The organism is Streptomyces sp. NBC_00289 (genome assembly GCF_041435115.1).
In the GTDB taxonomy this organism is placed as follows: Bacteria; Actinomycetota; Actinomycetes; order Streptomycetales; family Streptomycetaceae; genus Streptomyces.
Genome location: NZ_CP108046.1, coordinates 5005701 through 5029064, shown reverse-complemented (window position 1 = coordinate 5029064; position 23364 = coordinate 5005701). Strand labels below are relative to the sequence as shown.

General features: G+C 71.3%; 23 protein-coding genes. 6 read left to right on the top strand and 17 right to left on the bottom strand.

Features of this window, described 5'->3' with window-relative positions; translation table 11 throughout:
- Positions 1–544: 544 nt before the first annotated feature.
- The 13 genes from OG985_RS22780 to OG985_RS22720 form a co-directional block, all read right to left on the bottom strand.
- Positions 545–2029, bottom strand: coding sequence for an MFS transporter (locus OG985_RS22780; RefSeq protein ID WP_371670182.1), 1485 nt, complete (start codon positions 2027–2029; stop codon positions 545–547).
- 114 nt (positions 2030–2143) lie between these two features.
- Complete coding sequence (locus tag OG985_RS22775; protein WP_371670181.1) at positions 2144–2332, bottom strand: hypothetical protein; 189 nt, start codon at positions 2330–2332, stop codon at positions 2144–2146.
- Positions 2333–2522: 190 nt separating this feature from the next.
- Complete coding sequence (locus OG985_RS22770) at positions 2523–2918, bottom strand: luciferase family protein (protein WP_371670180.1); 396 nt, start codon at positions 2916–2918, stop codon at positions 2523–2525.
- A gap of 173 nt (positions 2919–3091) precedes the next feature.
- Entirely contained in the window at positions 3092–3481 is a 390-nt protein-coding gene (locus tag OG985_RS22765; protein ID WP_371670179.1) for a hypothetical protein, read from the bottom strand.
- A 94-nt stretch (positions 3482–3575) separates the two neighbouring features.
- Complete coding sequence (locus OG985_RS22760) at positions 3576–5096, bottom strand: DEAD/DEAH box helicase (RefSeq protein WP_371670178.1); 1521 nt, start codon at positions 5094–5096, stop codon at positions 3576–3578.
- Positions 5097–5419: 323 nt separating this feature from the next.
- Positions 5420–5623: a cold-shock protein gene (locus tag OG985_RS22755; protein WP_010985872.1), complete on the bottom strand. Its 204-nt coding sequence runs from the start codon at positions 5621–5623 to the stop codon at positions 5420–5422.
- 319 nt (positions 5624–5942) lie between these two features.
- A complete protein-coding gene (locus OG985_RS22750) occupies positions 5943–6269 on the bottom strand; it encodes a MerR family transcriptional regulator (RefSeq protein ID WP_371670177.1) in 327 nt (108 codons plus the stop codon).
- Between the two features lie 484 nt (positions 6270–6753).
- Complete coding sequence (locus OG985_RS22745) at positions 6754–7227, bottom strand: DUF5990 family protein (RefSeq protein ID WP_371670176.1); 474 nt, start codon at positions 7225–7227, stop codon at positions 6754–6756.
- 86 nt (positions 7228–7313) lie between these two features.
- Positions 7314–7664, bottom strand: coding sequence for a MerR family transcriptional regulator (locus OG985_RS22740; protein WP_371670175.1), 351 nt, complete (start codon positions 7662–7664; stop codon positions 7314–7316).
- A gap of 194 nt (positions 7665–7858) precedes the next feature.
- On the bottom strand, positions 7859–8176 hold the full coding sequence (locus tag OG985_RS22735; RefSeq protein WP_371670174.1) for an SCO5918 family protein: 318 nt from the start codon (positions 8174–8176) through the stop codon (positions 7859–7861).
- A gap of 48 nt (positions 8177–8224) precedes the next feature.
- Positions 8225–8572 carry a hypothetical protein gene (locus OG985_RS22730; RefSeq protein WP_371670173.1) on the bottom strand — a complete coding sequence of 116 codons (348 nt, stop codon included), beginning with the start codon at positions 8570–8572 and terminating at the stop codon, positions 8225–8227.
- A gap of 43 nt (positions 8573–8615) precedes the next feature.
- The gene (locus OG985_RS22725; RefSeq protein ID WP_371670172.1) at positions 8616–10187 is read right to left on the bottom strand and encodes a DEAD/DEAH box helicase; all 1572 of its coding nucleotides are present in this window, start codon (positions 10185–10187) and stop codon (positions 8616–8618) included.
- 253 nt (positions 10188–10440) lie between these two features.
- Positions 10441–10644, bottom strand: coding sequence for a cold-shock protein (locus OG985_RS22720; RefSeq protein WP_045556499.1), 204 nt, complete (start codon positions 10642–10644; stop codon positions 10441–10443).
- A 619-nt stretch (positions 10645–11263) separates the two neighbouring features.
- Between OG985_RS22720 and OG985_RS22715 the strand changes: the two genes are divergently transcribed.
- Complete coding sequence (locus OG985_RS22715) at positions 11264–13759, top strand: SpoIIE family protein phosphatase (RefSeq protein WP_371670171.1); 2496 nt, start codon at positions 11264–11266, stop codon at positions 13757–13759.
- 36 nt (positions 13760–13795) lie between these two features.
- Here the strand turns inward: OG985_RS22715 and OG985_RS22710 are convergent, their stop codons facing one another.
- Entirely contained in the window at positions 13796–14461 is a 666-nt protein-coding gene (locus OG985_RS22710; RefSeq protein WP_371670170.1) for a TetR/AcrR family transcriptional regulator, read from the bottom strand.
- Positions 14462–14607: 146 nt separating this feature from the next.
- Here OG985_RS22710 and OG985_RS22705 point away from each other — a divergent pair, with 146 nt between their 5' ends.
- Positions 14608–15639 carry a medium chain dehydrogenase/reductase family protein gene (locus OG985_RS22705; RefSeq protein ID WP_371670169.1) on the top strand — a complete coding sequence of 344 codons (1032 nt, stop codon included), beginning with the start codon at positions 14608–14610 and terminating at the stop codon, positions 15637–15639.
- Positions 15640–15739: 100 nt separating this feature from the next.
- Here OG985_RS22705 and OG985_RS22700 read toward each other — a convergent pair whose 3' ends face one another.
- Entirely contained in the window at positions 15740–16177 is a 438-nt protein-coding gene (locus OG985_RS22700) for an SRPBCC domain-containing protein (protein WP_371670168.1), read from the bottom strand.
- Complete coding sequence (locus OG985_RS22695; RefSeq protein ID WP_371670167.1) at positions 16174–16506, bottom strand: ArsR/SmtB family transcription factor; 333 nt, start codon at positions 16504–16506, stop codon at positions 16174–16176. Before OG985_RS22695 ends, OG985_RS22700 begins: the two co-directional genes overlap by 4 nt.
- A 173-nt stretch (positions 16507–16679) precedes the next feature.
- Between OG985_RS22695 and OG985_RS22690 the strand changes: the two genes are divergently transcribed.
- From OG985_RS22690 to OG985_RS22680, 3 genes are all read left to right on the top strand, one after another.
- Positions 16680–17102 (top strand): SRPBCC domain-containing protein, encoded by a 423-nt coding sequence (locus OG985_RS22690; RefSeq protein ID WP_371670166.1) that lies wholly within the window; start codon positions 16680–16682, stop codon positions 17100–17102.
- Positions 17103–17598: 496 nt separating this feature from the next.
- Positions 17599–18216 carry a TIGR03086 family metal-binding protein gene (locus OG985_RS22685; RefSeq protein WP_371670165.1) on the top strand — a complete coding sequence of 206 codons (618 nt, stop codon included), beginning with the start codon at positions 17599–17601 and terminating at the stop codon, positions 18214–18216.
- 470 nt (positions 18217–18686) lie between these two features.
- On the top strand, positions 18687–21236 hold the full coding sequence (locus OG985_RS22680) for a PQQ-binding-like beta-propeller repeat protein (RefSeq protein ID WP_371670164.1): 2550 nt from the start codon (positions 18687–18689) through the stop codon (positions 21234–21236).
- Positions 21237–21366: 130 nt separating this feature from the next.
- On the opposite strand, the gene OG985_RS22675 is transcribed toward OG985_RS22680, so the two are convergent.
- Positions 21367–21585, bottom strand: a complete 219-nt coding sequence (locus OG985_RS22675) for an FG-GAP repeat domain-containing protein (protein ID WP_371670163.1) — start codon at positions 21583–21585, stop codon at positions 21367–21369.
- A 354-nt stretch (positions 21586–21939) separates the two neighbouring features.
- Here OG985_RS22675 and OG985_RS22670 point away from each other — a divergent pair, with 354 nt between their 5' ends.
- Positions 21940–23274: a phosphatase PAP2 family protein gene (locus tag OG985_RS22670; RefSeq protein ID WP_371674466.1), complete on the top strand. Its 1335-nt coding sequence runs from the start codon at positions 21940–21942 to the stop codon at positions 23272–23274.
- Positions 23275–23364 lie beyond the last annotated feature (90 nt).

Below are 23364 nucleotides of genomic sequence, written 5' to 3'. Positions count from 1 at the left end.
TTCCGTTCGAGGCGCCGGTGGCCGGCTCCGGGGGAGGGCGGCGAGCACCGGCCGAGGGTGGTGGCCAGCTCCAGGGGAGGGTGGCGAGCACCGACCGACGGTGATGGCCAGCTCCAGGGGAGGGCGGCGAGCACCGACCGACGTACGGTGTCACGCGGTCGGCGTCGGCGGGACGACCGTGGGTCCGCGTCACCGTCGGCCCGCTCACTACGGCGGCCGTCGGGCGGCGACCGTGTCCGACGACGGCAACGGCGGCCGGGAACCGCGCGGTTCGCGGGTCCCGGCCGCCGTTCTGGGCTGCCCCGGCCTAACCTGCATCCGGCCCCGAAGGTGAAGCGCGCGTGCAGCTCGGTGCACAGGAGCGTGGACGCGACGGTGATCAGCGCGTTCGCCACCGCGCGGGGCATCACCCCGGCCAGCGCCGCCACCGCACCGCTGGAGAGGACTCCGACACGGGCGCGCGAAACGACGGACGGCCGCCGCCCCGCGGGTGCGGGACGACGGCCGTGTGGGGCGCGTGGGACGAAGAGGGGGCGGCCGCGGGTCAGGCCTTGGCGTCGGCGGCGGCCTGCGCTGTGGGGGCGGGGTCGGTGGAGGGCGCGACCGCACTCGGCGCGGGCCGCTTGGGGATGAGGGTGGCGATGGCGAAGGCGAGGAGGGCCGCTCCGGCGCCGATGGCCATGACGGTCTTGAAGCCGTTCTCCGCCGGCAGGGCAAAGCCGCCGAAGTCGGTGGTCATCTGGGCGAGGATGACGCCGGCGAGGGCGCTGGCGAAGGAGGTGCCGAGCGAGCGCATCAGGGTGTTGAGGCTGTTCGCGGCGCCGGTCTGGGTCGGGTCGACGGCGCCCATGATGAGGGCGGGCAGGGCGCCGTAGGTGAAGCCGACGCCGGCGCCGATGACGCAGGAGACCAGGACGAGGTGCCAGACCTCACTCATCAGGACGAGGCTCACGCCGTAGCCCGCGGCCACGATCAGGGCGCCGATCATCAGCGTGACCTTGGGGCCCTTGGCCTTGGTGACTCCGGCGGACACGGCGGACATCGCCATCATCACGAGGCCCTGCGGCGCCAGCACCAGGCCGACGGTCATCATCGACTTGCCGAGGCCGTAGCCGGTCTGGGTGGGCAGCTGGAGCAGCTGCGGCAGGACCAGGGACATCGCGAACATCGAGAAGCCGAGGGCGACGGAGGCGAGGTTGGTGAACAGGACCTGCTTCTTCGCGGTGGTGCGCAGGTCGACCAGGGGTTGCTTGGCGCGCAGCTCGTAGAAGCCCCAGGACAGCAGGATCACGACGGCCGCGGCACCGAGACCGAGGGTGGTGGCGCTGGTCCAGCCCCAGTCGCCGCCCTTGGAGACGGCGAGCAGCAGGGAGACCAGACCGGCCGACAGTCCGAGCGAGCCGACCAGGTCGAAGCGGCCACCGGCCCGCACCTTGGACTCCGGCACGATCAGTACGACCAGGACGAGGGCGAGGGTGCCGAGGGCGGCGGAGACCCAGAACAGCAGGTGCCAGTCGAAGTTGTCGGCGATGAAGGCGGCCGAGGGCAGGCCGAGGGCGCCACCGACACCTAGCGAGGCGCTCATCAGGGCGGTGGAGCCGGCCAGCCGCTCGGCGGGCAGGACGTCACGCATGATGCTGATGCCGAGCGGGACGACCGCGGCGGCCAGGCCCTGCAGCGCACGGCCGATGATCATCGGGACCAGCGAGTCCGACAGGGCGCAGACCACCGATCCGGACACCAGCAGCACGATGCTGACCAGCAGCATGCGTCGTTTGCCGAACATGTCGCCGAGCCGCCCGACGACCGGGGTGGCCACGGAGGCCGCGAGCAGGGTGGCGGTGACCGCCCAGGCGGTGTCGGACGCGGGGGCGTCGAGGAGTCTGGGCAGCTCGGGGACGATCGGGATGACCAGCGTCTGCATGAGGGAGACGACGATTCCGGCCAGGGCCAGCACCGCCACCACGGCGTTCGACCTGGGCGGGGCGGGCGTGGCCGCCTCGGCGGGTCGGGCAAGGGCGTCGGACATGACAGGGACCTCCGTCAGTGCATGTGGCTTTGCTTGACTTACTCAAGCATAAACAGAATTGATTGAGTTAAGCAAGCAGATCCCCGCGGAGGCGGCCGCCACCGACGCTCCGGGTCACTGCTGCTCCTGACGGGCGCGCCCCTGGAGGAGGCCGACGCCCGCACCTACGGCGACGACACCCATGCCGGCACTGGTCACGAGTCCCTGAGCGCCGTCGACGGCGAAGGGGGCGACCGCGGCGACGGCGAGGTTGAACAGGAAGAGGAACCACAGAACGGGCTTGGAGGAGAGCAGCGTCTTCATGGCGGGAGCCTTTCGGGAAGAACCGTGGACTTCCCCGACGGGGAGCCGTTGACCTGGTGAGATCAACGATCCCGTGCCCGCTCCGCCGTCACGAGGGAGTGCTCTCCCGAAGCGGAGGTGTAGCCCGCTACACCCCGGGAGCGGCTACGGCGCCTCCGAAGGTGCCTGCTCTCCGCGCGCCCCGCCGTCCTCAGCGGTCGTCGACGCGGCCGCGCGGCACCACCGTGACGCGACGGAAGTTGCACGAGGCGAGGAGCGGGCTCGCGGCCGGTACCTCGGCCAGATGGGCCTTGAGGGCGACACTGACCAGGCTCATCAGCAGGTCGACGTCACCGTCGCAGTCGAGGTGGACGGTGATCCAGCGGGACCCCGGCACCAGGTGTACGGCGGTCGACCCGCGTAGATCGTCGCGGAACCGCTCGATGGCCGGCACGGTGAGGTGCAGGTCGACGTCCCGCCCGGAGTGGAAGTGGACGATCTCGTGGCGGACGGAGCGAAGGGCGCGCCCGGTGCCACAGCTGGGCAGGCCCGCGCTGAGGTCGGGCCAGACTTCCAGTCGGTCCATGGCGCGTTCGGCCAGAGTCATGGCCCCATGGTCACCCGCTCACCGTCCGGCAACCAGAGGTTGAGCGAAATTTAACCGCGGCGTGAAGCGCACCGGTTCGGCGACCGGCACAGGGCCCGCCTGGAACGGGACGGCGCCCCTTGTTCACCAGGTCGGCCGCCACCCCGTACGGGTAGGGCGGCGGCCGGTCCGGTTCACTGGTCCGAGTAGCTGATGTCCCCGACGGTCCAGGCGTTGACGTCGTCCAGCGCGACGCGGTACATGCCGCCGGTGTCGGGAATGCCGAAGTTGCCCTGGAGGATCCGGGCGACGTGGAAGTGGAGGTGCGTGGGCCGGGCACGGCGCCCCGGTGGCTCGCCGCCGGCTTCCGGGCCCGGGTCCGGAGCGGTGAACACGGCGGCGAAGGGGGCCAGTTGCTCGGAGTCCCGCAACACCTCGGCCACCCGCTGCTTCCACATGGCTTCCGGGGCCAGCCGTCCGGTGATGACGGCTCCGGGGATCACCACGGTGAGGGACATCCGACTGTTCTGCTCCGACTCCACCCTCGCGGCGATGTCGACGAGCAGGTCATCAGGGTGCGACATGGATGAAGAGCCTACTCCAGTGAGGCGCCGGCGCAGGCGACGGGGCGGACGGCCGGGCCGGCCGCCCCGGAACACCGGGACGGCCGGGGCCGGTTCAGCGACTGCCCGCCTGCGGGGTGGAGCGACGGCGGCCCTGGCCGCCGGGCCGGCCGCGCCGGCTGCCGGAGGCGGAGCCGGTGCGCTTGGGGCGTTCGGCCGCCACCGGCGGGGTGACGACGACGGGCACGCCCGAGGGCGCCTGCGCACCGGTGATGCGGTTCAGCTCGGACTCGCCGGCGCGGACCCGGGTGGTCTGCGGGGTGATGCCGGCGTCGGCCATCAGCCGGGTCATCTCGCGCCGCTGGTGCGGCAGGACCAGCGTGACGACGGTGCCGGCCTCCCCGGCCCGGGCGGTACGGCCGCCGCGGTGCAGGTAGTCCTTGTGGTCCGCGGGCGGGTCGACGTTGACGACCAGGTCGAGGTTGTCGACGTGGATGCCGCGGGCGGCGACGTTGGTGGCCACCAGCGCCGTGACGTGGCCGTCCTTGAACTGGGCGAGTGTCCGGGTGCGTTGGGACTGGGACTTGCCGCCGTGCAGGGCGGCGGCCCGCACACCGACGGCCAGGAGCTTCTTGGCCAGCCGGTCCGCCGCGTGCTTGGTGTCCAGGAACATGATCACGCGGCCGTCGCGGGCGGCGATCTCCGTCGCGGTGGCGTGCTTGTCGGCGTCCTCCACGTGCAGCACGTGGTGCTCCATCGTGGTGACGGCGCCCGCGGCCGGGTCCACCGAGTGGACCACGGGGTCGTGCAGGTAGCGGCGCACCAGCAGGTCGACGTTGCGGTCCAGGGTGGCGGAGAACAGCATCCGCTGCCCGTCGGGGCGCACCTGGTCGAGCAGGGCGGTGACCTGCGGCATGAAGCCCATGTCGGCCATCTGGTCGGCCTCGTCGAGGACGGTGATCGCGACGCGGTCCAGACGGCAGTCCTCGCGGTCGATGAGGTCCTTCAGTCGGCCCGGAGTGGCGACGACGACCTCGGCGCCGCCCCGCAGGGCGCTCGCCTGGCGGCCGAGCGACATACCGCCGACCACCGTGGTGAGCCGCAGGCGCAGCGCGCGGGCGTACGGGGTGAGGGCGTCGGTGACCTGCTGGGCCAGTTCCCGGGTGGGTACGAGGACGAGCGCCAGGGGCTGCCGGGGCTCGGCCCGCTGCCCTTCGGTACGGGCCAGCATGGCCAGCCCGAAGGCGAGCGTCTTGCCGGAACCGGTGCGCCCGCGGCCGAGCACGTCACGGCCGGCCAGGGAGTTCGGCAGGGTCGCGGCCTGGATCGGGAACGGGGAGACCACGCCTTCGGCGCCGAGCGCGGTCAGCAGCCGCTCCGGCATGTCGAGTTCGGCGAACGCCTCGACGGGCGGCAGGCCCGGAGTGACGCTCACCGGCAGGGCGAACTCCCCGCCGGGGGCGCTGCCACGGCCTCCGCGGCCGCCCCGGCCACCGGCGTTCGACGAGGCGGAGGCGCCCTGTCGGCCCGTGGGCTGCGAGCGGAAGCGGCCCCGCCGGGTGGCGCCGGTCGAGCCCTGGTCCGCGCGGGAGCGGGACGAGGAGGAGTTGTTGTTCGTGCGAGCTGCGCGGTTCATAAGGAACCTTCCTCGATGCGGCACGTATCGAGGAATTCCTTCGAGCGCTGACGAGCCGCATGAGGATTCACAAGACTGAGCCGAAGTAAAAACGAAATGAAGCCGGTCCGTGAGAGCTGGACCGGTGCGCCCTGACAGGGGCGCCGTACTTCGTGCCGCGCGGAACGCGGCGCGGTGTCCGGGCGCTGGAGCCGGGCGGTTTTTCCATTCGTCCGCGAAACCCCGCCGGGACCCGTGGATCTCGTACGGCGGGACACGGAAAAGACAATGCCTGGGGCCCGCACCCTAGAGTGCGGGCCCCAGCCACGTAGTACGCGTCAGCGTCAGGCGGGAACGATGTTCTCGGCCTGCGGGCCCTTCTGGCCCTGCGTGACGTCGAAGTTCACCTTCTGGCCCTCCTGAAGCTCGCGGAAGCCGGAGGTGGCGATGTTCGAGTAGTGGGCGAACACGTCAGCGCCGCCGCCGTCCTGCTCGATGAAGCCGAAGCCCTTTTCCGCGTTGAACCACTTCACGGTGCCAGATGCCATATTGAATCTCCCTTGGGGCAGTACCCGGAGTCCGCACCTTGCAGACCCGGAGTCGCAGTGGCGATTTACCCCGCCCGAAGCTTTTAAAGCCCCGGGAAACGAAAAGAGTGCTCGTCGACGGAAGGTCGGAAGAGCACTCAAAGTCTCTGGTAACCAAAACTGCAACTCTTATCACGGTAGCACAGGTCGGGGCGCGGGGTTCGTGGGCCCCGACCGCCCCTTCGCGATTCCTCACGGCACTGTACGTAATTCTGTGTCAGCCGCAGCAGGTTTCCGGCTCCGTCGACCGTACAAGATCGGCGCGCGGCTCGGTGTCGGCTCAGTGCTGGGCGTCCTTCTGCCGGCGCATCTGCTCGTTGAGACGCAGCGCTTCCTCGAGCTGGTCCTCGAGGATGATGATGCGGCAGGCAGCCTCGATCGGGGTGCCCTCGTCGACCAGTTCGCGCGCCCGGGCGGCGATCCGCAGCTGGTAACGGGAGTAGCGGCGGTGGCCTCCGTCCGAGCGGAGCGGGGTGATGAGTTTGGCTTCGCCGATGGAGCGCAGGAACGCGGGGGTCGTGCCGAGGATGGCGGCGGCCCGCCCCATGGTGTACGCGGGGTAGTCGTCGTCGTCCAGGCTGTCTGCGGCGGGTGAGTCAGCGGGCATAGCACCTTCGTTTCAGGGACGCATCGAGGGGCCCGGGTGCCGTTCGGCACCCGGGCCCCGAGGGGTTCAACACCATCTACCGGCTTTTTGTTGCGCCGGATCTCTGATTCCGCGTCGGCGCCCGAAAGGGGCGGGGATGCGGGGATCGCGAATGCTTGACCGGGGACCACCTTCCGTTCTGGGGCCTGCGGTACCCGGGCCGGTTCTGCGCTGCCCGGGCGATCCTGATGGCGTTCGCTCCACCTTTCCTCGGATGAGCTGTCGTACTGCTCGCGGCCTTCGCGGCCGGTGCTGCGGGCACTGCCGCGAGGCAGTCCGTGTCTGCCTCGCATACTCGATTTCTCGGTTACGAGAGAAACTCTACGACCATCGCCGCCGCAATGTCTACTGCTGCCACGATAGATTTTTGGTGTCTGTAGGTGGAGGAACCTGCTGCGAACGGTGACGCCCGCTGCGGCCGTGGGATGCGGGGGAGTTCGCCGGATCAGGCACCTTCGAAGGGCGCGGCGGTCCAGGTGACGTGCGGGGGCTCGACGCGTGCGCACAGGGGCCCGCCGCGCGCGTCGGTCAGGCCGAGGCGCCCGACGAGCAGGCCCTCGCGTGCGGCGGCGGCGAGTACGGCGGCGGGGACGGCGTCGAGCATGAGCTTGGCGCGGCGGAACATCGAGAAGACGCCGGACTCGTCGACCGTGCCCCACGACAGGTAGACGAACCGGCGGCCGAGCCGGTCCTGTACGTAGGGGCCCTTCACGTCGGTGCCGGTGGGCGAGGCACTGGTGGTGCAGTCCAGGGTCCAGGTGGCGGACTCGGCGTCGCCGGGCTGGGGATCGAGGAGTTCGGCCGGCCGGTCGCGGCGCTGCACGGCGACGTGGACGTTGCGGTAGGCGGGGGTGTTGCCGTCGGCAGGGGCCGGGAAGGCGCTGCCGGGCAGGTCGGAGGCCTCGATGCGGATACGCATACGGCCATCATCCGCTGCCGCGGCGCGCCTTCCCAGGGGCGGGCGGCGCGGCGGAGCCGGAGCCCGCCGGCCCGTCGTGCCTCCGCTCAGCCGGACCCGGGACCCCGACCGTCCGCCGTCTCGTTCGCGGCCCGGCGGTACTCGGCGTTGATGCGCTGGGCTTCCTGGAGCTGGTCCTCGAGGATGACGATCCGGCAGGCGGCCTCGGTCGGGGTGCCCTGGTCCACGAGTTCGCGGGCGCGGGCGGCGATCCGGAGCTGGTAACGGGAGTACCGGCGGTGGCCGCCCTCCGAGCGGAGCGGAGTGATCAGCCGGGCCTCGCCGATGGCCCGGAGGAAGCCGGGCGTGGTGCCGAGCATCTCGGCGGCCCGGCCCATCGTGTACGCGGGGTAGTCGTCGTCGTCCAGCCGACCGCTGAGCGGACTGTCTGCTGTCATGTCACCTCGTTGTGCAACGCGTCGAGGGGCCCCGATGCCGATCGGCACCACGGCCCCGGGGGAATTCAACACCATCGGGCGACCCCGCCGTCGGGCCGGTGGTGCGGAAAGCGCTGCCGTACGACGAGGTGAGGGCCCCGGCGACGTGTGTCGCCGGGGCCCTCACTGTGCTGCACTCGCGGTGTGGCTCGTCCTCACACGTCCGCGGTGGCGCTGCTGCCGAGCAGTTGCGACGCGGTCTGGAGCGGAGTGAGGACACTCGCGGGCGGCGCGGCCTCGGGGTGGTCGTGGCAGGTGAAGCCGAGACGGGCCATGGCCCGGGTGACCTCGCCGCTGGAGAAGTCACGGCGATCCTGACGGGTGATGACCTCGCCCACCTGCTTGACGGGGTAGCGGCGGCGGCCGATGGTCACGGACTCGCCCGTGACGGGCTCGGGCGTGACGCCCTTCATCGAGGCCAGCACTCCGTCCTTGGTCAGGTCGAACGGGTACCGGGCGATGACACAGCGCATGTTGCCTCACAAGGAGAAGGGGTAACGGGGCCGGCCGGGTGGGACGGATCAGCAGGGGAGAGGGAGAACACCCGGGGCGCGGCCATTCTCGCTGACGGCGACGGCCCGGGCACCCAGCGAGGCGAATGATCCCCCGAGGACGTCCCGCAGACGCACCCGGTCCGTGTACCTGGAGCTGTCGCGGATCTCGGTGAGCTGGGCCAGGCTGACCGACCCCGTGCACTGGTCGTCCGCGTCGATGAGGAGCAGGTGCTCGACGCGGGCGCTCGCCATGACGGAGGCGGCGACCTCGACGGTCATGTCGTCACTGACCCGCGGACCGGACCCGCCCAGGTCGTCGATCGCGGTCGGGTGAGCGGGAACCGCCCGGAGTCGCTGCGTCTGAACCGGTGTCAAGGTGCCTCCTACCGAGATGGATGAGCCGCGGGCCCAGGGGTTTTCACGCCGCCGGGTCGACTGCGGACCGCTGCGGCGCCCTGCCGCGCGACGCCGCGCCGGCGGACCCGCCCTGACCGGTACGGCCACCACGGCGGCTCCGGGACGACGAGGACGACGAGGACCGGGAGGAGGTCGAGGAGGACGGGCCGCGGCGGGGGCGCGCCGGGGCCGGCGCGGTGATGACGACCGGGATGCCGGACGGGGCCTGGGCACCCGTGATGCGGCTCAGTTCCGCCTCACCCGAACGGACGGGCGTGATCTGCGGGGTGATGCCGGCGTCGGCCATCAGCCGGCTCATCCCGCGGCGCTGCCCGGGGGTCACCAGGGTGACGACGCTGCCGGATTCGCCCGCACGGGCCGTACGGCCGCCGCGGTGCAGGTAGTCCTTGTGGTCGGTGGGGGGATCCACGTTGACGACCAGGTCGAGGTTGTCGACGTGGATGCCGCGGGCCGCGACGTTGGTCGCCACCAGGACCGTCACGTGTCCGCTCTTGAACTGGGCGAGGGTCCGGGTGCGCTGCGGCTGGGACTTGCCGCCGTGCAGGGCGGCGGCGCGGACGCCACTGCCGAGCAGGTCCTTGGTCAGCCGGTCCACCGCGTGCTTGGTGTCCAGGAACATGATCACGCGGCCGTCGCGGGCGGCGATCTCGGTGGTCGTCCGGTGCTTGTCCGTGTCGTGCACCTGGAGGACGTGGTGCTCCATCGTGGTGACGGCGCCCGCGGACGGGTCGACGGAGTGGACCACCGGGTCGGTCAGGTAGCGACGGACCAGCAGGTCGACGTTGCGGTCCAGGGTGGCGGAGAACAGCATCCGCTGCCCACCGGGGCGCACCTGGTCGAGCAGGGCGGTGACCTGCGGCATGAAGCCCATGTCGGCCATCTGGTCGGCCTCGTCCAGGACGGTGATGTCGACGTCGTTCAGCCGGCAGTCACCCCGGTCGATGAGGTCCTTGAGCCGGCCGGGAGTGGCGACGACGACCTCGGCGCCGGTACGCAGCGCACCGGCCTGCTTCCCGATCGACATGCCGCCGACCACGGTCGCCAGCCGCAGCCGCACCGAGCGGGCGTACGGCGTGAGCGCGTCGGTGACCTGCTGGGCGAGCTCGCGGGTGGGGACCAGGACGAGGGCGAGCGGCTGCCGTGCCTCGGCGCGCCGGCCGGCCGTGCGGGCCAGCAGCGCGAGACCGAAGGCGAGGGTCTTGCCCGAACCGGTGCGCCCGCGGCCGAGCACGTCACGGCCGGCCAGGGAGTTCGGCAGGGTCGCCGACTGGATCGGGAACGGTACGGTCACGCCCTCGTGGCCGAGCGCCGCGAGCAGTTGTGCGGGCATGTCGAGGTCGGCGAACGACTCGGCTGCGGGCAGCCCGGGAGTCATCGTCTTCGGCAGCGCGAACTCGCCCTGCACGGTCTGCCGGCCCCCGTAGCCGCCGGAGCGACGCGGGGCACCGGAGCGGCCGGCGCCGCCCGCTCCGAACCGGCTGCCGCTGCGGCCGGAGCCGGAGCCGCTCCTGCCGTAGGCCGAGCCTCCGGTGCGGTTGCGGGTGGAGCGTTCGTTCGTCCGTTCGCGATTCATGCGGAACCTTCCTTGATATGGCACGTATCAAGGAATTCCCGCGGCGGCGAAAAGCGGCAGAAGGAATAGCGAGAACGAGCCAAGATGATGGGTCCGGGGCGGATGTCCACCCGGACCGGGCCGGTTCGGGGAATTCAGAACCGGGGGAAAAGATATGTGCGAATGAATTCGCAAGGCGTTCGGCGCCCCGAACGCAGCGAACTGGGGCCCGCACCCCTAGGTGCGGGCCCCAGCTGCGAAGTGTGCGTCAGCGTCAGGCGGGAACGATGTTCTCGGCCGTCGGGCCCTTCTGGCCCTGCGCGATGTCGAACGTGACCTTCTGGCCCTCCAGCAGCTCACGGAAGCCCTGGGCGGCGATGTTGGAGTAGTGGGCGAAGACGTCGGGGCCGCCGCCGTCCTGCTCGATGAAGCCGAAGCCCTTTTCCGCGTTGAACCACTTCACGGTACCAGCAGCCATTTTAATTCTCCTTCGGGACGGTGCTCGGAGTTCGCCGTGTGCGGACTCCGGTCGCCGTGATGATCACCCCGTCGGAAAACCTTCAGGCAAGACCACAACTGCAACTGACACCGACAGTAGCATGCCGTGATCGGCCGGCCGCGGCAAATAATTCCGCTCCGCCGGTCGAATGAGGAATATTCCCCGCGCGCCACGCCGAATTCTCACTTCCCGGCCACAGATATTGCCGAGCCCGGACCGCAGCGTTGCTGTGGTCCGGGCTCCGCCGCAGCGCTGTGACCCCTGTCGATGGCCCCACACCTCCTCGGCGTCGCCGCCGGCGGACAGGCTGCCGGTCCGTGTGCCGGGACCGGCCACCGAGAGGAACGCCACATCCGCCGCACGCCCTGGGGCGTGGGGGACGCGGTGGGGGACGTGCGGTGTGAAGACGATCGTGGAGGTGGTGGCGCCCGGTCCGGATCCGGGCATTCGGTGCGAGATCTCATCGACCTACGGAATAATGTGAAATCGGGATGAACGCCATGTCTCACGACGCTCCCGGGCGGTGGTGGCGGCATGTGCCCTGAGCAGCGAGGGCCTCAACGCGATGGAGAACCCGACGAGAGCGAGATGAGTGACCATGGAGCAGCGTCCCCTCGGCGACCAGGGAGCGCGTCGCGTCCAGGACGTCGTCGGAGAGGCGCTCACCGCGCGGGTCGGCGTGGACGACCAGGGCACCGTGACCGGCTGGAACGAGGGGGCTCAGCGGCTGCTCGGATACACGTCCGCGCAGGTCGTGGGCCGTCCGGCGGCCGCACTGCTCGCCGAGCGGCGCGCCGCGTCGGACCTGCCGTCTCTCGCTCGGCTGCCCAGATGGCACGGAGCACTCGCTCTACGGCACCGGGACGGCCACCGCGTCGAAGCCACCGTGCTGGCCCACCACAGGATGCCGGCCGACGGAAGGGCCGCGTGGCTGCTGCTCTCCCCGCTGACCGGGCAGGAACCGCTGCCGGCCGACGAGGACCTGGTGAGCCGGAGCTTCCGGCAGTCCCCGACCTGCGCGCAGGCCCTGTACGACACCAGGCTCCGGCTGCGGCGGGCCAACCAGGCGATGGAGCTGTCCGTGGCCCTCACCGAGCGCGACATGCTCGGGCTGCGCGTGGGGGAGATCGTCGACAACGAGGCGGGCAAACTGGCCGAGGAGGACATGCTGCGGGTGCTGGAGACCGGTGAGCCGCACTACCGCGAGAACTATCTGCGCGCGGCCGGCGAGAACCGCGAGCACGCCTGGTCGGTCGTCGTGGCACCGTTGCGGGACGGGGACGGCAGGATCCAGGGTGTCTCCCTCACGGCGCACGACATCACGGAGCAGCACTGGGCGCGCAAACGCCTCCAGTTGATCGCCGAGGTCGGCAGGCGCATCGGCAGCACCCTCGACGTGCCGAGGACGGCGCAGGAGATGACGGACGTGGCCGTACCGGAGTTCGCCGACTTCGCCACCGTCGACCTGCTGCCCGACCTGGACGACGAGGGCGCCTCCCACGACGTGGACGCGGTGGCGGAGGCGCCCGGGCAGTTCGTGCGGGCGCTGGCGGCGGGAGCCTCCGTCCCGCTGCGGCGCATCGCCCACCAGTCCGTGCTCGCGGGCATCCCCGAGGCGGCCGTCGAACTCGGCGACGTGGAGGAGTATCCCGACGGTTCCCCGCTGGTCGCGAGCCTGCGGTCGGGGCGTGCGGTGCTGCACCAGGTCGACGACCCCGCGATCGTCCGATGGCTTGCCGAAAGGCCGCTGAGGGCTGCCCGTGTCCGGGAGTTCGGCTTCCACTCGGTGATGGCGGTGCCGCTGGCGGCGCGCGGAACCACCCTGGGCGTCGCCGTCTTCATCCGTCACCGGCACCCCGACCCGTTCCAGCAGGACGATCTCGTACTGGCCGAGGAACTCGCGTCCCGGGCGGCGATCTGTATCGACAACGCCCGGCGCTACACCCGCGAACGTGCCACGGCGGTCACCCTGCAGCGCAGCCTGCTGCCGCAGGGGCTGCCCGAGCAGTCCGCGGTGGAGGTCGCGTCCCGCTACCTTCCCGCGGGTGCCCAGGCCGGTGTGGGCGGAGACTGGTTCGACGTGATCCCGCTCTCCGGAGCCAGGGTGGCGCTGGTCGTCGGCGACGTCGTCGGCCACGGCATCCACGCCTCCGCGACGATGGGGCGGCTGCGCACCGCCGTACGCACCCTCGCCGACATCGATCTGCCGCCCGACGAACTGCTCACCCACCTCGACGACATGGTCGGCCGTCTGGCCACCGAGACGGAGGGCACCGACGGGACGGCCGGGAACGCGGAGACCGCGGGAGATGTCGGCGCGACCTGCCTGTACGCCGTGTACGACCCCGTTTCCCGCCGCTGCACCCTCGCCCGGGCCGGCCATCCCCTGCCGGTCGTGGTGAGCCCCGACGGTTCCGTGGAACTGCTGGAGCTTCCGGCGGGGCCGCCGCTCGGCCTGGGCGGTCTTCCCTTCGAGTCGGCGGAGATCGAACTGCGGGAGGGCAGTCTGCTCGCCCTCTACACCGACGGCCTGATCCAGGCCCGTGACAAGGACGTCGACGAGGGCGTCTCCCGCCTGTGCCGGTCCCTCGCCCGGCCCACCGCGCCGCTGGACGTGCTGTGCGACGCGGCGCTCGCCGCCACGCTGCCCGGGCGGCCCGTCGACGACGTCGCCCTGCTCGTCGCCCGCACCCGGGCGCTCGACGCCGACCGGGTCGCCGCCTGGACGATCGCTCCCGACCCGGCCGCCGTCGCCGTGGCCCGCAAGAACGCCGTCGCCCGGCTGGAGGAATGGGGGCTCAACGAGGCCGCCTTCGTCACCGAACTGATCGTCAGCGAACTGGTCACCAACGCCATCCGGCACGCCCGGCCGCCGATCCAACTACGCCTCATCCACGACAGGAGCCTCATCTGCGAGGTCTCCGACGCCAGCAACACGGCACCCCACATGCGCCGCGCCCGCACCTTCGACGAGGGGGGCCGGGGGCTGCTCCTGGTGGCCCAGCTGACCCAGCGGTGGGGCACCCGCCCCACCGCCGAGGGCAAGACGATCTGGACGGAACAGAGCCTCGACGGCCCGCCCGACCGGTTCTGACCCCGCCGTCGCCACGCGAGGTCGGGGGTGGAGCGGTCAGTTGGCCGGTGGGCCGGTCAGTGCGTCCAGTTCGGCGGCGAAGAGCTGGGCCGGGTCGAAGCCCATCCCGGTGAAGTGGCCCGCGAGTTCCAGTGACAGGACGCCGTGCAGCCGGGTCCAGAAGCTCAGGGCCCGGCTCAGGGCCGCGGACGGGGCGGGGTGGTCGTCCGCCCACTGCCGGTGGCCTTCGAGGTGTGCGTCGAACGGTGTCACCGGGCCGTCCGCCCCGACCGACGGCAGTGCGGTGCAGGCGTCGAGGAGGGCCGCCATGATCTCGGACGCGATCGTGGTGACGTCGTCGGGCGCGTGGTAGCCGGGGACGGGGGTGCCGTAGACGAGGAAGTAGCGGTGCGGGTCGTCCAGGGCCCAGCCGCGCAGGGCGTGGGCCAGTGCCGTCACGTCGGGGCCGGAGGCGGAAGCGGCGCGAAAGGTGTCGGCGAGGCTTCGGTAGGCGTCCCTGATGAGTTCGGTGATCAGTTCGTCGCGGCCGGCGAAGTACCTGTAGAGCGCGGGCCCGCTCATGCCCATCTGTCGGGCGATGGCGTTCAGGGAGAGCGCCGAGGCCCCCGCGGTGGCGATCTGCTCCCACGCGCGCTCCTTGACCTCGGTGCGGACCTGGGCGCGGTAGCGCTCGCGCGGGGTCGTCGTGCCCGTCTCCGGCATGGCCTGCCACCTTCCGTCGTCCTGCGGCTGAACCCTAGAGCTTCAAGATTTAGTTAGAGGCTATCACGAAAGATATTGACAGTCCGGACGGCGAGGCGTTAGAACTTATAACGAACGCAAGCAGCGGTAACCCCATGGAGGTCGTCATGAACGCCGAAGGACTCGTCGAGGTCGTCCTGCCGGGCAAGGTCGAGCCGGACGGGCTGGAGATCCGGCACGGAGCCGTCCCCGCCGCCGGCCCCGGACAGGTCGTGATCCGGATGGAGGCGACCGGCGTCTCCTTCGCCGAGCAGCAGATGCGCCGCGGCCGCTACTACGACCAGCCCCCGTTCCCCTTCGTACCGGGCTACGACCTGGTCGGCACGGTCCTGTCGACCGGCGAGGGCGTCGAGCCGGGCCTGGCCGGCACCCGGGTGGCCGCCCTGGTCAAGACCGGCGGCTGGGCCAGCCACGTGCTCGTCGACGCGGCCGACGTGGTGGCCGTACCCGACGGCGTCGGCGCGGCGGAGGCGGAGACCCTGGTCGTCAACGGCATCACCGCCTGGCAGATGCTGCACCGCAAGGCCCGGGTCCGCGCCGGGCAGACCGTCCTGGTGCACGGCGCCAACGGCGGGGTCGGCTCGGTCCTGGTCCAGCTCGCCCTCGCCGCGGGCGCGAAGGTCATCGGTACGGCATCCCCCCGTCACCACGACGCCCTGCGGGAGCGGGGCGTCACCCCCGTCGACTACCGCGCCGGGAACGTCGCCGCGCGGGTCCGCGAGCTCACCCCCGGGGGGGTGGACGCCGTCTTCGACCACGTCGGCGGCCCGGGCCTGGTCGACTCCTGGCGCCTCCTCGCACCCGGCGGCACCCTCGTCTCGTACGGCAGCGCGTCCACCCGGGACGACGAGGGCTCCAAGCAGTGGCCCGTCCTCAAGCTGCTCGGCCGGGTGTGGCTGTGGAACGCGCTGCCCAACCGCCGTAGCGCCTACTTCTTCAACGTCTGGGCCGGGCGCGCCCTGGCCAGGAACCGCTTCCGGGCCCGGCTGCGCGCCGACCTCACCCAGGTCTTCGCCGCCCTCCAACGCGGCGACGTCACCGCCCAGATCGCCACCCGACTGCCGCTCGTCCGCGCCGGGGACGCCCTGCGGCTGGCGGAGTCGGGCACGGTGGCAGGCAAGATCGTCCTGCATCCGTAGGGGGACCTGGTCCCGGGTTTCTCCTCCTCCCGATCACGCGGACGAGGGGAACACCATGTCCCGCGACCGGCTTCCACGCGCCGGGGAAGCCCGCGGTGGCTCACATCCAGACGTCGGGCCCCGGGTCGCCGCCCGCCGCGACGGTCGCGAGCCGGTCCACGTAGTGAGTCCAGCCCTCCTCGTGCGCGGCGCACGCCTCCGGCGAGGGCAGGCCACGGTGGACCAGGCGCAGCAAAGTGCCGTCGGGGACCGGTTCGAGGGTGATCTCGACCGTGGTCGAGCCGGGCGGTACGGGCATCGCGCCCCCGACCCAGCCCCAGGTGAAGACGAGCCGCTTGGGCGGATCGATCTCGACGAAGCGGCCCTCGGCGATGTTCTCGCCGTTGACGGTCGTCCGGTAGGCGCCGCCGGGCGAGAAGTCGAACGCGCCGTCCCTGCCCATCCAGGACAGCCACTTGGCGCGGTCGGTGAAGAAGGAGAACACCGTTTCGGGGCGGGCGGCGATGAGCCGCTCCACGGTGGCCAGGTTCGCGTTCAACGGTTCGCCCCTTCGGATTCCTCGGGCCGTTCGGCCCGCTCGGCCGCTTCCGCCAGCTCCGCCAGTGTGTCGAGCCTGGTGGCCCACATGGACTGCAGATAGTCGGCCAGGGGGCCCATGGCCTCACGGTCGGCCTGGTAGAAGCGCTTCTTGCCGTCCTGGCGCAGCGTGACGAGGCCGGCGTCCCTGAGCACCTTGAGGTGCTGGGAGACCGCCCCGAACGTGACGTCGAACCGCTCGGCGATCTCTCCCGCGGACAGCTCCGACTCCCAGACCAGGCGCAGAATCTCGCGCCTTCTGGGTTCCGCGACCGCCCGTACAGCATCCATGAAGCTCATTTTAGCCCTGGCTACAGTTTGCCATCGCGGCGAAGTCATTTTAGTCTGGGCTAAAGCGAGTGAGGGTTGGGCTCGATCGCCCGGTCGTGCCGGGTCGAGCTCGATCGACCGGATCGACCGGATCGACCGGATCGACCGGATCGACCGACGAAGGAGCGCACGTCATGGCGGACATCGCGATGCAACTGCACATCGGGGCCGACGCGGACACCGTGTACGCGGCGATCTCCACGGCCGAGGGCATCCACGCCTGGTTCACCACGACCGCCACCGCCGACCAGGAGGTGGGCGGACTGCACGCACTGCGGTTCCCGGGCGTGGACGAGTCGTGGCGGCTGCGGGTCACGGAGGCGGAGCCCGGCAAGCGACTCGTCCTGACGGGAGAGAACGGCCCCTGGACCGACACCCGGCAGACCTACGAACTTCTGACTCCGCCCGAGGGTGGCGTCACGCTGCGCTTCACGCACAGCGGCTTCCCCGCCGTCGACGACGCCTACCGGGACTTCACCTTCGGCTGGGCGACGAAGTTCGTACAGCTCAAGGCCTACGCGGAGACGGGCGAGCCCGCACCCTTCTTCACCGGCTGAACGGCTGAACGGCTGAACGGCTGGCCGGCTGGCCGGCGGACCGGCGGACCGGCTGAACGGCGGGCCGGCCGACCGGCTGACCGGCTGAACGGCGGACCGGCTGGCCGGCTGACCGGGCGCCACCGACGCGACTGACCGCCGCCGAGCGGGCGACCCCCGCCGACCGACCGCTGACACCTCGCACGGACCGACGGCCCCACGCACCGCTGACACCTCGCACGGACCGACGGCCCCACGCACCGCTGACACCTCGCACGGACCGACGGCCCCACGCACCGCTGACACCTCGCACGGACCGACGGCCCCACGCACCGCTGACACCTCGCACGGACCGACGGCCCCACGCACCGCTGACACGGACCGACGGCCCCACGCGAACCCCGCCGACTCACCGACGTATCCGAGTATCCGAAGGGGAAAACTCATGAGCACATCCATGAACGCACCAGCACCAGCACCAGCGCCAGCACCCGCACCCGGACCCGGACCCACACCTGTGGACTCGGAGCGTGACGAGCACGGCGAGCACGGCGAGCACGGTGCGCCCAGCGCGTACGACACCCTGTACCCCGCCATCCGGAAATGCGCCGACGCCGTGGCGGCCACGGTCTCCGCCATCCGGTCCGAGCAGCTCGGCGGGCGCACCCCGTGCGAGAAGTTCACGGTCGCCGAGCTCCTCGAACACCTGGGAGGCACCCTGTCGGCCTCCGCACGGGCCGCCCGTAAGGAATCGGGGTCCGGCGGGGATGCCGCGCCGGCGATGTCACCGGCGGACGTCGCCGAGGCCGCCGAGCGGGCCGCGGTGGCCTGGGCCGATCCGGCGGCCTACGAGGGGGTCACGGAGTTCGGTCCGGGAGAGATGCCCGCCGCGTTCGCGGCGACCGTCACGCTGGAGGAACTCGCCGTGCACGGCTGGGATCTGGCCCGTGCCACCGGTCGGCCCTTCGCCCTGGGTGAGCAGACCGCGCGGGCCGCGCTCGGCGCGGTCGAGCAGATCGCCGAGCACGCCCGGGCCACCGGTGGCTTCGGCCCGCCCGTGCCCGTGTCCGTCGATGCCCCCGCCTTCCACCGTGCGCTCGGAGCCAGTGGGCGCAACCCCGAGTGGAGCGGCTGACCGACGGTTGCGCCCGGTACACGTTCGCCCCGGACCCGGCAGGCACGCCCGCCCGCATCGGAGTCCGGGGCGACGCCGGCCGCTTCTGTCGTCTGGCCCGGGGTGACTTCTCGTGACGACTCGGGAAGTTACCTGACGATCCGTCAACTCCGCCTGAAAGAGGGAAAAGTGGAGAAAAGCTCAGGTTGAGGTAACTGTAAATAGCTCACAGAAAGTGCCACTCACCGACCACTTCAGCCTCTACTGTGCTCTCAGACCCTGACAGGGCGATCCTGCCCCGCCATGCACTCCACCCATGACCAGGGCCGCATCCCGGATGCCGGACGGGCGTTCTGGAAGAGCCGGCCGTGGCCTCGGGACGAGCGGGGCGGTGGGGGAGGGACCGCAGGGAGTCGCCTGGACAACCGGTCGCCCTTGGCCCCGGCGGGCCGATTCGCACCCGTCATCACCGAGGACAGGCAGCTGAGGTCATGGAACCACTGGGCCCGGATGATCCCGAGAAGTTTGGTCCCTACCGACTCGTGGCGCGGCTCGGCGCAGGCGGAATGGGGCGCGTGTACCTGGCCACGTCCCCGCGTGGGCGCGTCGTCGCGGTCAAGGCCATCCGCCCCGAGATGACGGGGGACAGGAAGTTCCACATCCGCTTCCGTCGCGAGGTGGAGGCCGCGAGCGTGGTCACCAGCAGGTACACGGCACCGGTGGTGGACGCCGAGCCGGATGGCACCACGCCCTGGCTGGCCACCACCTACATACCCGGCCCGACACTGGCGGAGGCGGTCGCCGAGCACGGACCGCTCCCCGTGGAGTCGGCGCTCGCACTGGGCGCCGGCGTCGCCGAGGCGCTGATGGCCGTCCACGCGGCGGGACTGGTGCACCGCGACCTGAAGCCGTCCAACGTGCTGCTCGCCGCGGACGGTCCGCGGGTCATCGACTTCGGCATCGTCCGGGCGAGCGACGGTTACGACCTGACGCACTCCGGGATGCTGTTCGGCTCCTTCGAGTACATGTGCCCCGAGCACGCCACCGGTGATCCGATCGGACCGGAGGGGGACGTCTTCTCCCTCGGCTCGGTGCTCGCGTTCGCCGCGACCGGACGCGCGCCGTTCAACGGCTCCTCGGTGGCCGCGCTCCTCTACCAGGTGGCGCACGGCACACCCGACCTCAGGGACGTGCCCGAGCCGCTGGACAAGATCATCAGTCTCTGTCTCGCGAGGGATCCGGACCTGCGGATCACCGCCGAACGGCTGGCCGCCGCCTGCGCGCCCAGCGGCGCGGAACAGGTTCTCGGAGACGGCTGGCTCCCGGCCCCGGTGACCGCGTCGATCGCCCGCCGCGCGGCGGCCGTGAGAGACCTCGACGACGCGTCGTGGACCGGAACCCGCGTGGTCCCGGCCCCCGTCGGCCCGGTTCCCGCTGCCCCGGCCCCCTCTGTCCCACAGCCCGCCGCCCCGGGGCCCGATGCCCAGGCGTCCCACGCCCAGGCGTACGCCGCGCGGCTCCCCGCCCACCCGGCCCCCGTTGCCCAGGTCTCGGCGGCCGCGGACGGCTCACTGCCGGGCGTTGCGGATGGTGCGGGTGCCGCCGGCGCTCCGGTCGCCGCGGATACCGCGGGCGCCGCGCATGCCATGGGCCAGGACCTGACGACCTCCGCGATGACGACGGCGATGACGACGGCGACGACGGAGGCGGCGCGTCCGGCACCCGATGCCGGAACGCACGGCCCCGGGGACGTGGTCGGCGCCCCGGCGGGGGCCGGGTCACGGACCCTCACCGAGCCCGCGGAGCCGACTCACCCCACCTCCCCCGGACACCGGAACCCGTCCCCCACCCCCCGGCAGCACCGCGCCCCGTCCTGGCCGGGTGTCTCCCGGCGCGCGATCCTCGCCGCGTCGCTGGGCACGGCGGTCGTCGTCGGTGGCGGCGGCGCCGTACTGATCACGCGGAGGAAGGACGGGGGACAAGCCGGGCAGCCGCTCGGTCCGGCTCCGAAGCCGGACTGGACCTTCCGCAGCGATCCGTTGCTCCAGGCGCCGGCCGTCTTCGCCAACGGGACGGCCCTGGTGAAGACCCGCCCCGGCAACCTGGTCTGCCTCGACCTCAAGGACGGAACGCGCCCCAAGTGGCTCTACCGGGGCATCAGTCAGTCCCCGACCCCGGCGCTGCTGGCGTACGGCGCCGTTGTCGCGCTCGGCTCGGGATCGACGGTGATCGGTGTCGACCCGGCCGACGGCACCGAGCGGTTCACACTGGACTTCGGACCGGACTTCCGGTTCGACACGCTGCTCGGCGGCTACACCGACCGTGCCGTCTCCATCGTCGGCCTCCGGCTCCAGCGCCAGTCCGACGAGGAGGGGGTCGCGACGTCCACGGAGACGGTTTTCGGCGTCGACCTGCAGGCCCGTCGGACGGCCATCATCCCGATCGGCGCGGAGGACGTCGGGATCACGCTGCGGCCGGTCATCGTCTCCGGGGCGTTCGTCTACGCCGACGGCCTGCGCAACGTGACGGTCCGCAACACCGACGACAGCTCCGTACGGTGGAAGTATCCCGTCGGCTACGACCTCCGGCCGGGCCTGGCGGTGCTCGGCGGGACGGTGTTCGCCATCGGCCGTGAACTCATCGCGCTGGACCTCGCCACCGGCAGGCTCCGCTGGCGGGTGAAGGCCGAACACGGCCAGTTCGCCTCCCTCGGCGCCGCCGGCGACACGGTGTACGTCACCGGTACGGATCCCTACGGCGTGTGCGCCTTCGACGCCGAAACCGGCTCCCGGCGCTGGTTCTGCCCGACGCCCCGCCTCAACGTGGACAACCCGGTCGCCACGGGCCCCCACGCGATCTACGTCCCGGCCTTCGAGAACCGAGCCGGCTTCTACGCGATCGACACCGCCCGGGGCCGCATCCTGTGGAACTTCACCGACGGCCGGGAAACCGGCGTGAACAACTGGCAACTCGCCTGCGACGGAGCGGGACACCTGGTGGCCCAGCACTTCGACCGCGCCTACAGCCTGCCGACATCCTGAAGCGGCCTGCCCGGCGCCCGACCCGATGACCGCCGGCCCGCCCGTTCACCGAGCGGCGAACGGCCGGGCCTGGACGGGACGGGGCCCCGGGCCCGGCAGCGCGAGCGATGGGGTGATGTCCCCTGTCCGGCTACATCACGGCCCTGTACCCCTGCCATCCCGTCGCGATCCTCGTGCGTCCGCCGAACGATCCCTTGCCGTCTCCGCTGTTGCGGTACACGTTTCCGGCGGTGTCGCGCGAGACGAGGTCGGTCCGGCCGTCGCCGGTGATGTCACCGGCCGCGACGACCGCGTCGTAGGAGGCGCCCCAGTTCGAGAACACCCTCACGCGGGCTAACAGCATGTTCATGACCGCTCGCTGCGGGCGTCCTGCCCCGGTCGTCAGCGGTGGTGGGTCACTGGCACGAGACCGTCGAGCGCGGGACCGTCGAGCGCAGGACCGTCGAGCGCGGAAGCGGCCGGTTCTCGAGCCGCGAGCGACAACCGAAACCCACTTGCACCGCTCCTATAGCATGTGCGAACTCCCGATGAACGCCCCCATCGCCCGTCCTGCACCGGAAAACCATGTCATCCAGCGCTATGACCGACCTCAATTCAACCCATAGATAACAAATCGGCCAAATAATTGATACCTATAGCAGCGCGGGTGTTTTCGCGAATAGACCGCAGAACAGCGTTTTCCGTGTGGCGTCGACCGCGGACGATGCTGTGGGCCGCGACCGGCGTGGCGGCACTCGGGTTCCTCATCACGCTGGAGATCGCCGCGCGTCGCTACGGCCTGCCGGGACCGATCACCTGCCAGGTGCAGGAGCTGATACTCCCGCCGAAATCCGGCTTCATGCTGTACGCCGGACTGGCGTTGACGATGGTCGTGCTGAGCCGGCGGCAGCGGTTCGCCGCTGCCGGTGCCGCGATCGGCATCGACCTCGCCTTCCTGCTGGTGCGGTGGGCGGTCGGTGCCCGGCTGACCGACGGCCACCCCTTCGGCAACGGCGCTCTGTGGGTGATGCTGGGCTGTGCGGTCATCGCCGTCACGCGCCGCACCGGCCGGGAACGGGTCCTGCTGCTGAAGGGCGTCGGACTGGGCCTGCTGCTGGTGGCAGGCCGTAAGACGGGCGACACCTGGCTGTTGATCACGTCGAAGACCCGCCCGACGGTGCTCGACCAGTACGTGGCGACCGCCGACCACGCGCTGGGCAGTCCGTCGTGGCTGGTGGGCCGGGTCCTCACGGCAACCGGCCCGCTCGGTGCCCATGCCCTCAACTACGTATACGCCCAGCTCGCGGTGGCCGCGGTGGTCGTCGCGCTGTACCAGCTGCGTCACGTGGCGGTCGAGCGCCGCTTCCCGGGTCACCATCTGGTGCGCACCTTCATGGTGATCGGCCTCCTCGGGCCGGCCATCTACATGATCTTCCCGGTGGTCGGTCCGGTCTTCGCCTACGGCACCGGCAACGCGCACTGGGCGTCGGCGCACCTGTGGCCGGAAACGCCGCCCAGCGCGCCGTGGGCGGTGGCCGACCTGTGGCCTGACACACCGACGCCGGTCGGCGTTCCGCACCACATGCCGTTCGACCGGCTCACCCCACGCAACTGCATGCCCAGCCTGCACACGGCGTGGGCCACCGCGATCTTCATTCATTCCCGGAAGGGCCCAAGAATTCTGCGGTTCGCGGGCACGTTCTGGCTGATCGCCACCCTCGTCGCCACGCTGGGATTCGGCTATCACTACGGCGCGGATCTCATTGCCGGAGTGGTGTTCACGGTCACGATCGAGGCCGCCCTGCGCTCGCTCGACCGCGGTTGGGACCGATCAGGAATCCAACTCGTCGCTTACGGCGCGACCGTCTTCACCGCGCTCCTGCTGTCCTATCGCTATCTGCCGATGGAAATGGCCGAACACCCCCTGGTGTTCGGACCACTTCTCCTTCTGATGATGACCTCGGTGATCCACGGCTATGTACGGACCACCACGCAGTGGGAACCGAAGCCCGCGCCGGCGCTGCAACCGGAACCGGAACCGCAACCCGAAACAGCGTGAATCGTCGGCCGGGTCGCGGCCCGGAGGTCGGTTCAGGTGGTCGGTGCGAGCGCTCGTTGCGGGGTCCGGTTCACGGAGTCCGGTTCACGA

Bases quoted from the DNA above. Each gene is read 5' to 3' on its own strand.
- OG985_RS22695 (WP_371670167.1), bottom strand. From the start codon at position 16,506: ATGGATGCTGTACGGGCGGTCGCGGAACCCAGAAGGCGCGAGATTCTG.
- OG985_RS22755 (WP_010985872.1), bottom strand. From the start codon at position 5,623: ATGGCATCTGGCACCGTGAAGTGGTTCAACGCGGAAAAGGGCTTCGGC.
- OG985_RS22775 (WP_371670181.1), bottom strand. From the start codon at position 2,332: ATGAAGACGCTGCTCTCCTCCAAGCCCGTTCTGTGGTTCCTCTTCCTG.
- OG985_RS22760 (WP_371670178.1), bottom strand. From the start codon at position 5,096: ATGAACCGCGCAGCTCGCACGAACAACAACTCCTCCTCGTCCCGCTCC.
- OG985_RS22710 (WP_371670170.1), bottom strand. From the start codon at position 14,461: ATGCCGGAGACGGGCACGACGACCCCGCGCGAGCGCTACCGCGCCCAG.
- OG985_RS22765 (WP_371670179.1), bottom strand. From the start codon at position 3,481: ATGTCGCACCCTGATGACCTGCTCGTCGACATCGCCGCGAGGGTGGAG.
- OG985_RS22725 (WP_371670172.1), bottom strand. From the start codon at position 10,187: ATGAATCGCGAACGGACGAACGAACGCTCCACCCGCAACCGCACCGGA.
- OG985_RS22690 (WP_371670166.1), top strand. From the start codon at position 16,680: ATGGCGGACATCGCGATGCAACTGCACATCGGGGCCGACGCGGACACC.
- OG985_RS22680 (WP_371670164.1), top strand. From the start codon at position 18,687: ATGGAACCACTGGGCCCGGATGATCCCGAGAAGTTTGGTCCCTACCGA.
- OG985_RS22715 (WP_371670171.1), top strand. From the start codon at position 11,264: ATGGAGCAGCGTCCCCTCGGCGACCAGGGAGCGCGTCGCGTCCAGGAC.
- OG985_RS22745 (WP_371670176.1), bottom strand. From the start codon at position 7,227: ATGCGTATCCGCATCGAGGCCTCCGACCTGCCCGGCAGCGCCTTCCCG.
- OG985_RS22675 (WP_371670163.1), bottom strand. From the start codon at position 21,585: ATGAACATGCTGTTAGCCCGCGTGAGGGTGTTCTCGAACTGGGGCGCC.
- OG985_RS22780 (WP_371670182.1), bottom strand. From the start codon at position 2,029: ATGTCCGACGCCCTTGCCCGACCCGCCGAGGCGGCCACGCCCGCCCCG.
- OG985_RS22750 (WP_371670177.1), bottom strand. From the start codon at position 6,269: ATGCCCGCTGACTCACCCGCCGCAGACAGCCTGGACGACGACGACTAC.
- OG985_RS22740 (WP_371670175.1), bottom strand. From the start codon at position 7,664: ATGACAGCAGACAGTCCGCTCAGCGGTCGGCTGGACGACGACGACTAC.
- OG985_RS22705 (WP_371670169.1), top strand. From the start codon at position 14,608: ATGAACGCCGAAGGACTCGTCGAGGTCGTCCTGCCGGGCAAGGTCGAG.
- OG985_RS22670 (WP_371674466.1), top strand. From the start codon at position 21,940: ATGCTGTGGGCCGCGACCGGCGTGGCGGCACTCGGGTTCCTCATCACG.
- OG985_RS22720 (WP_045556499.1), bottom strand. From the start codon at position 10,644: ATGGCTGCTGGTACCGTGAAGTGGTTCAACGCGGAAAAGGGCTTCGGC.
- OG985_RS22735 (WP_371670174.1), bottom strand. From the start codon at position 8,176: ATGCGCTGTGTCATCGCCCGGTACCCGTTCGACCTGACCAAGGACGGA.
- OG985_RS22770 (WP_371670180.1), bottom strand. From the start codon at position 2,918: ATGACTCTGGCCGAACGCGCCATGGACCGACTGGAAGTCTGGCCCGAC.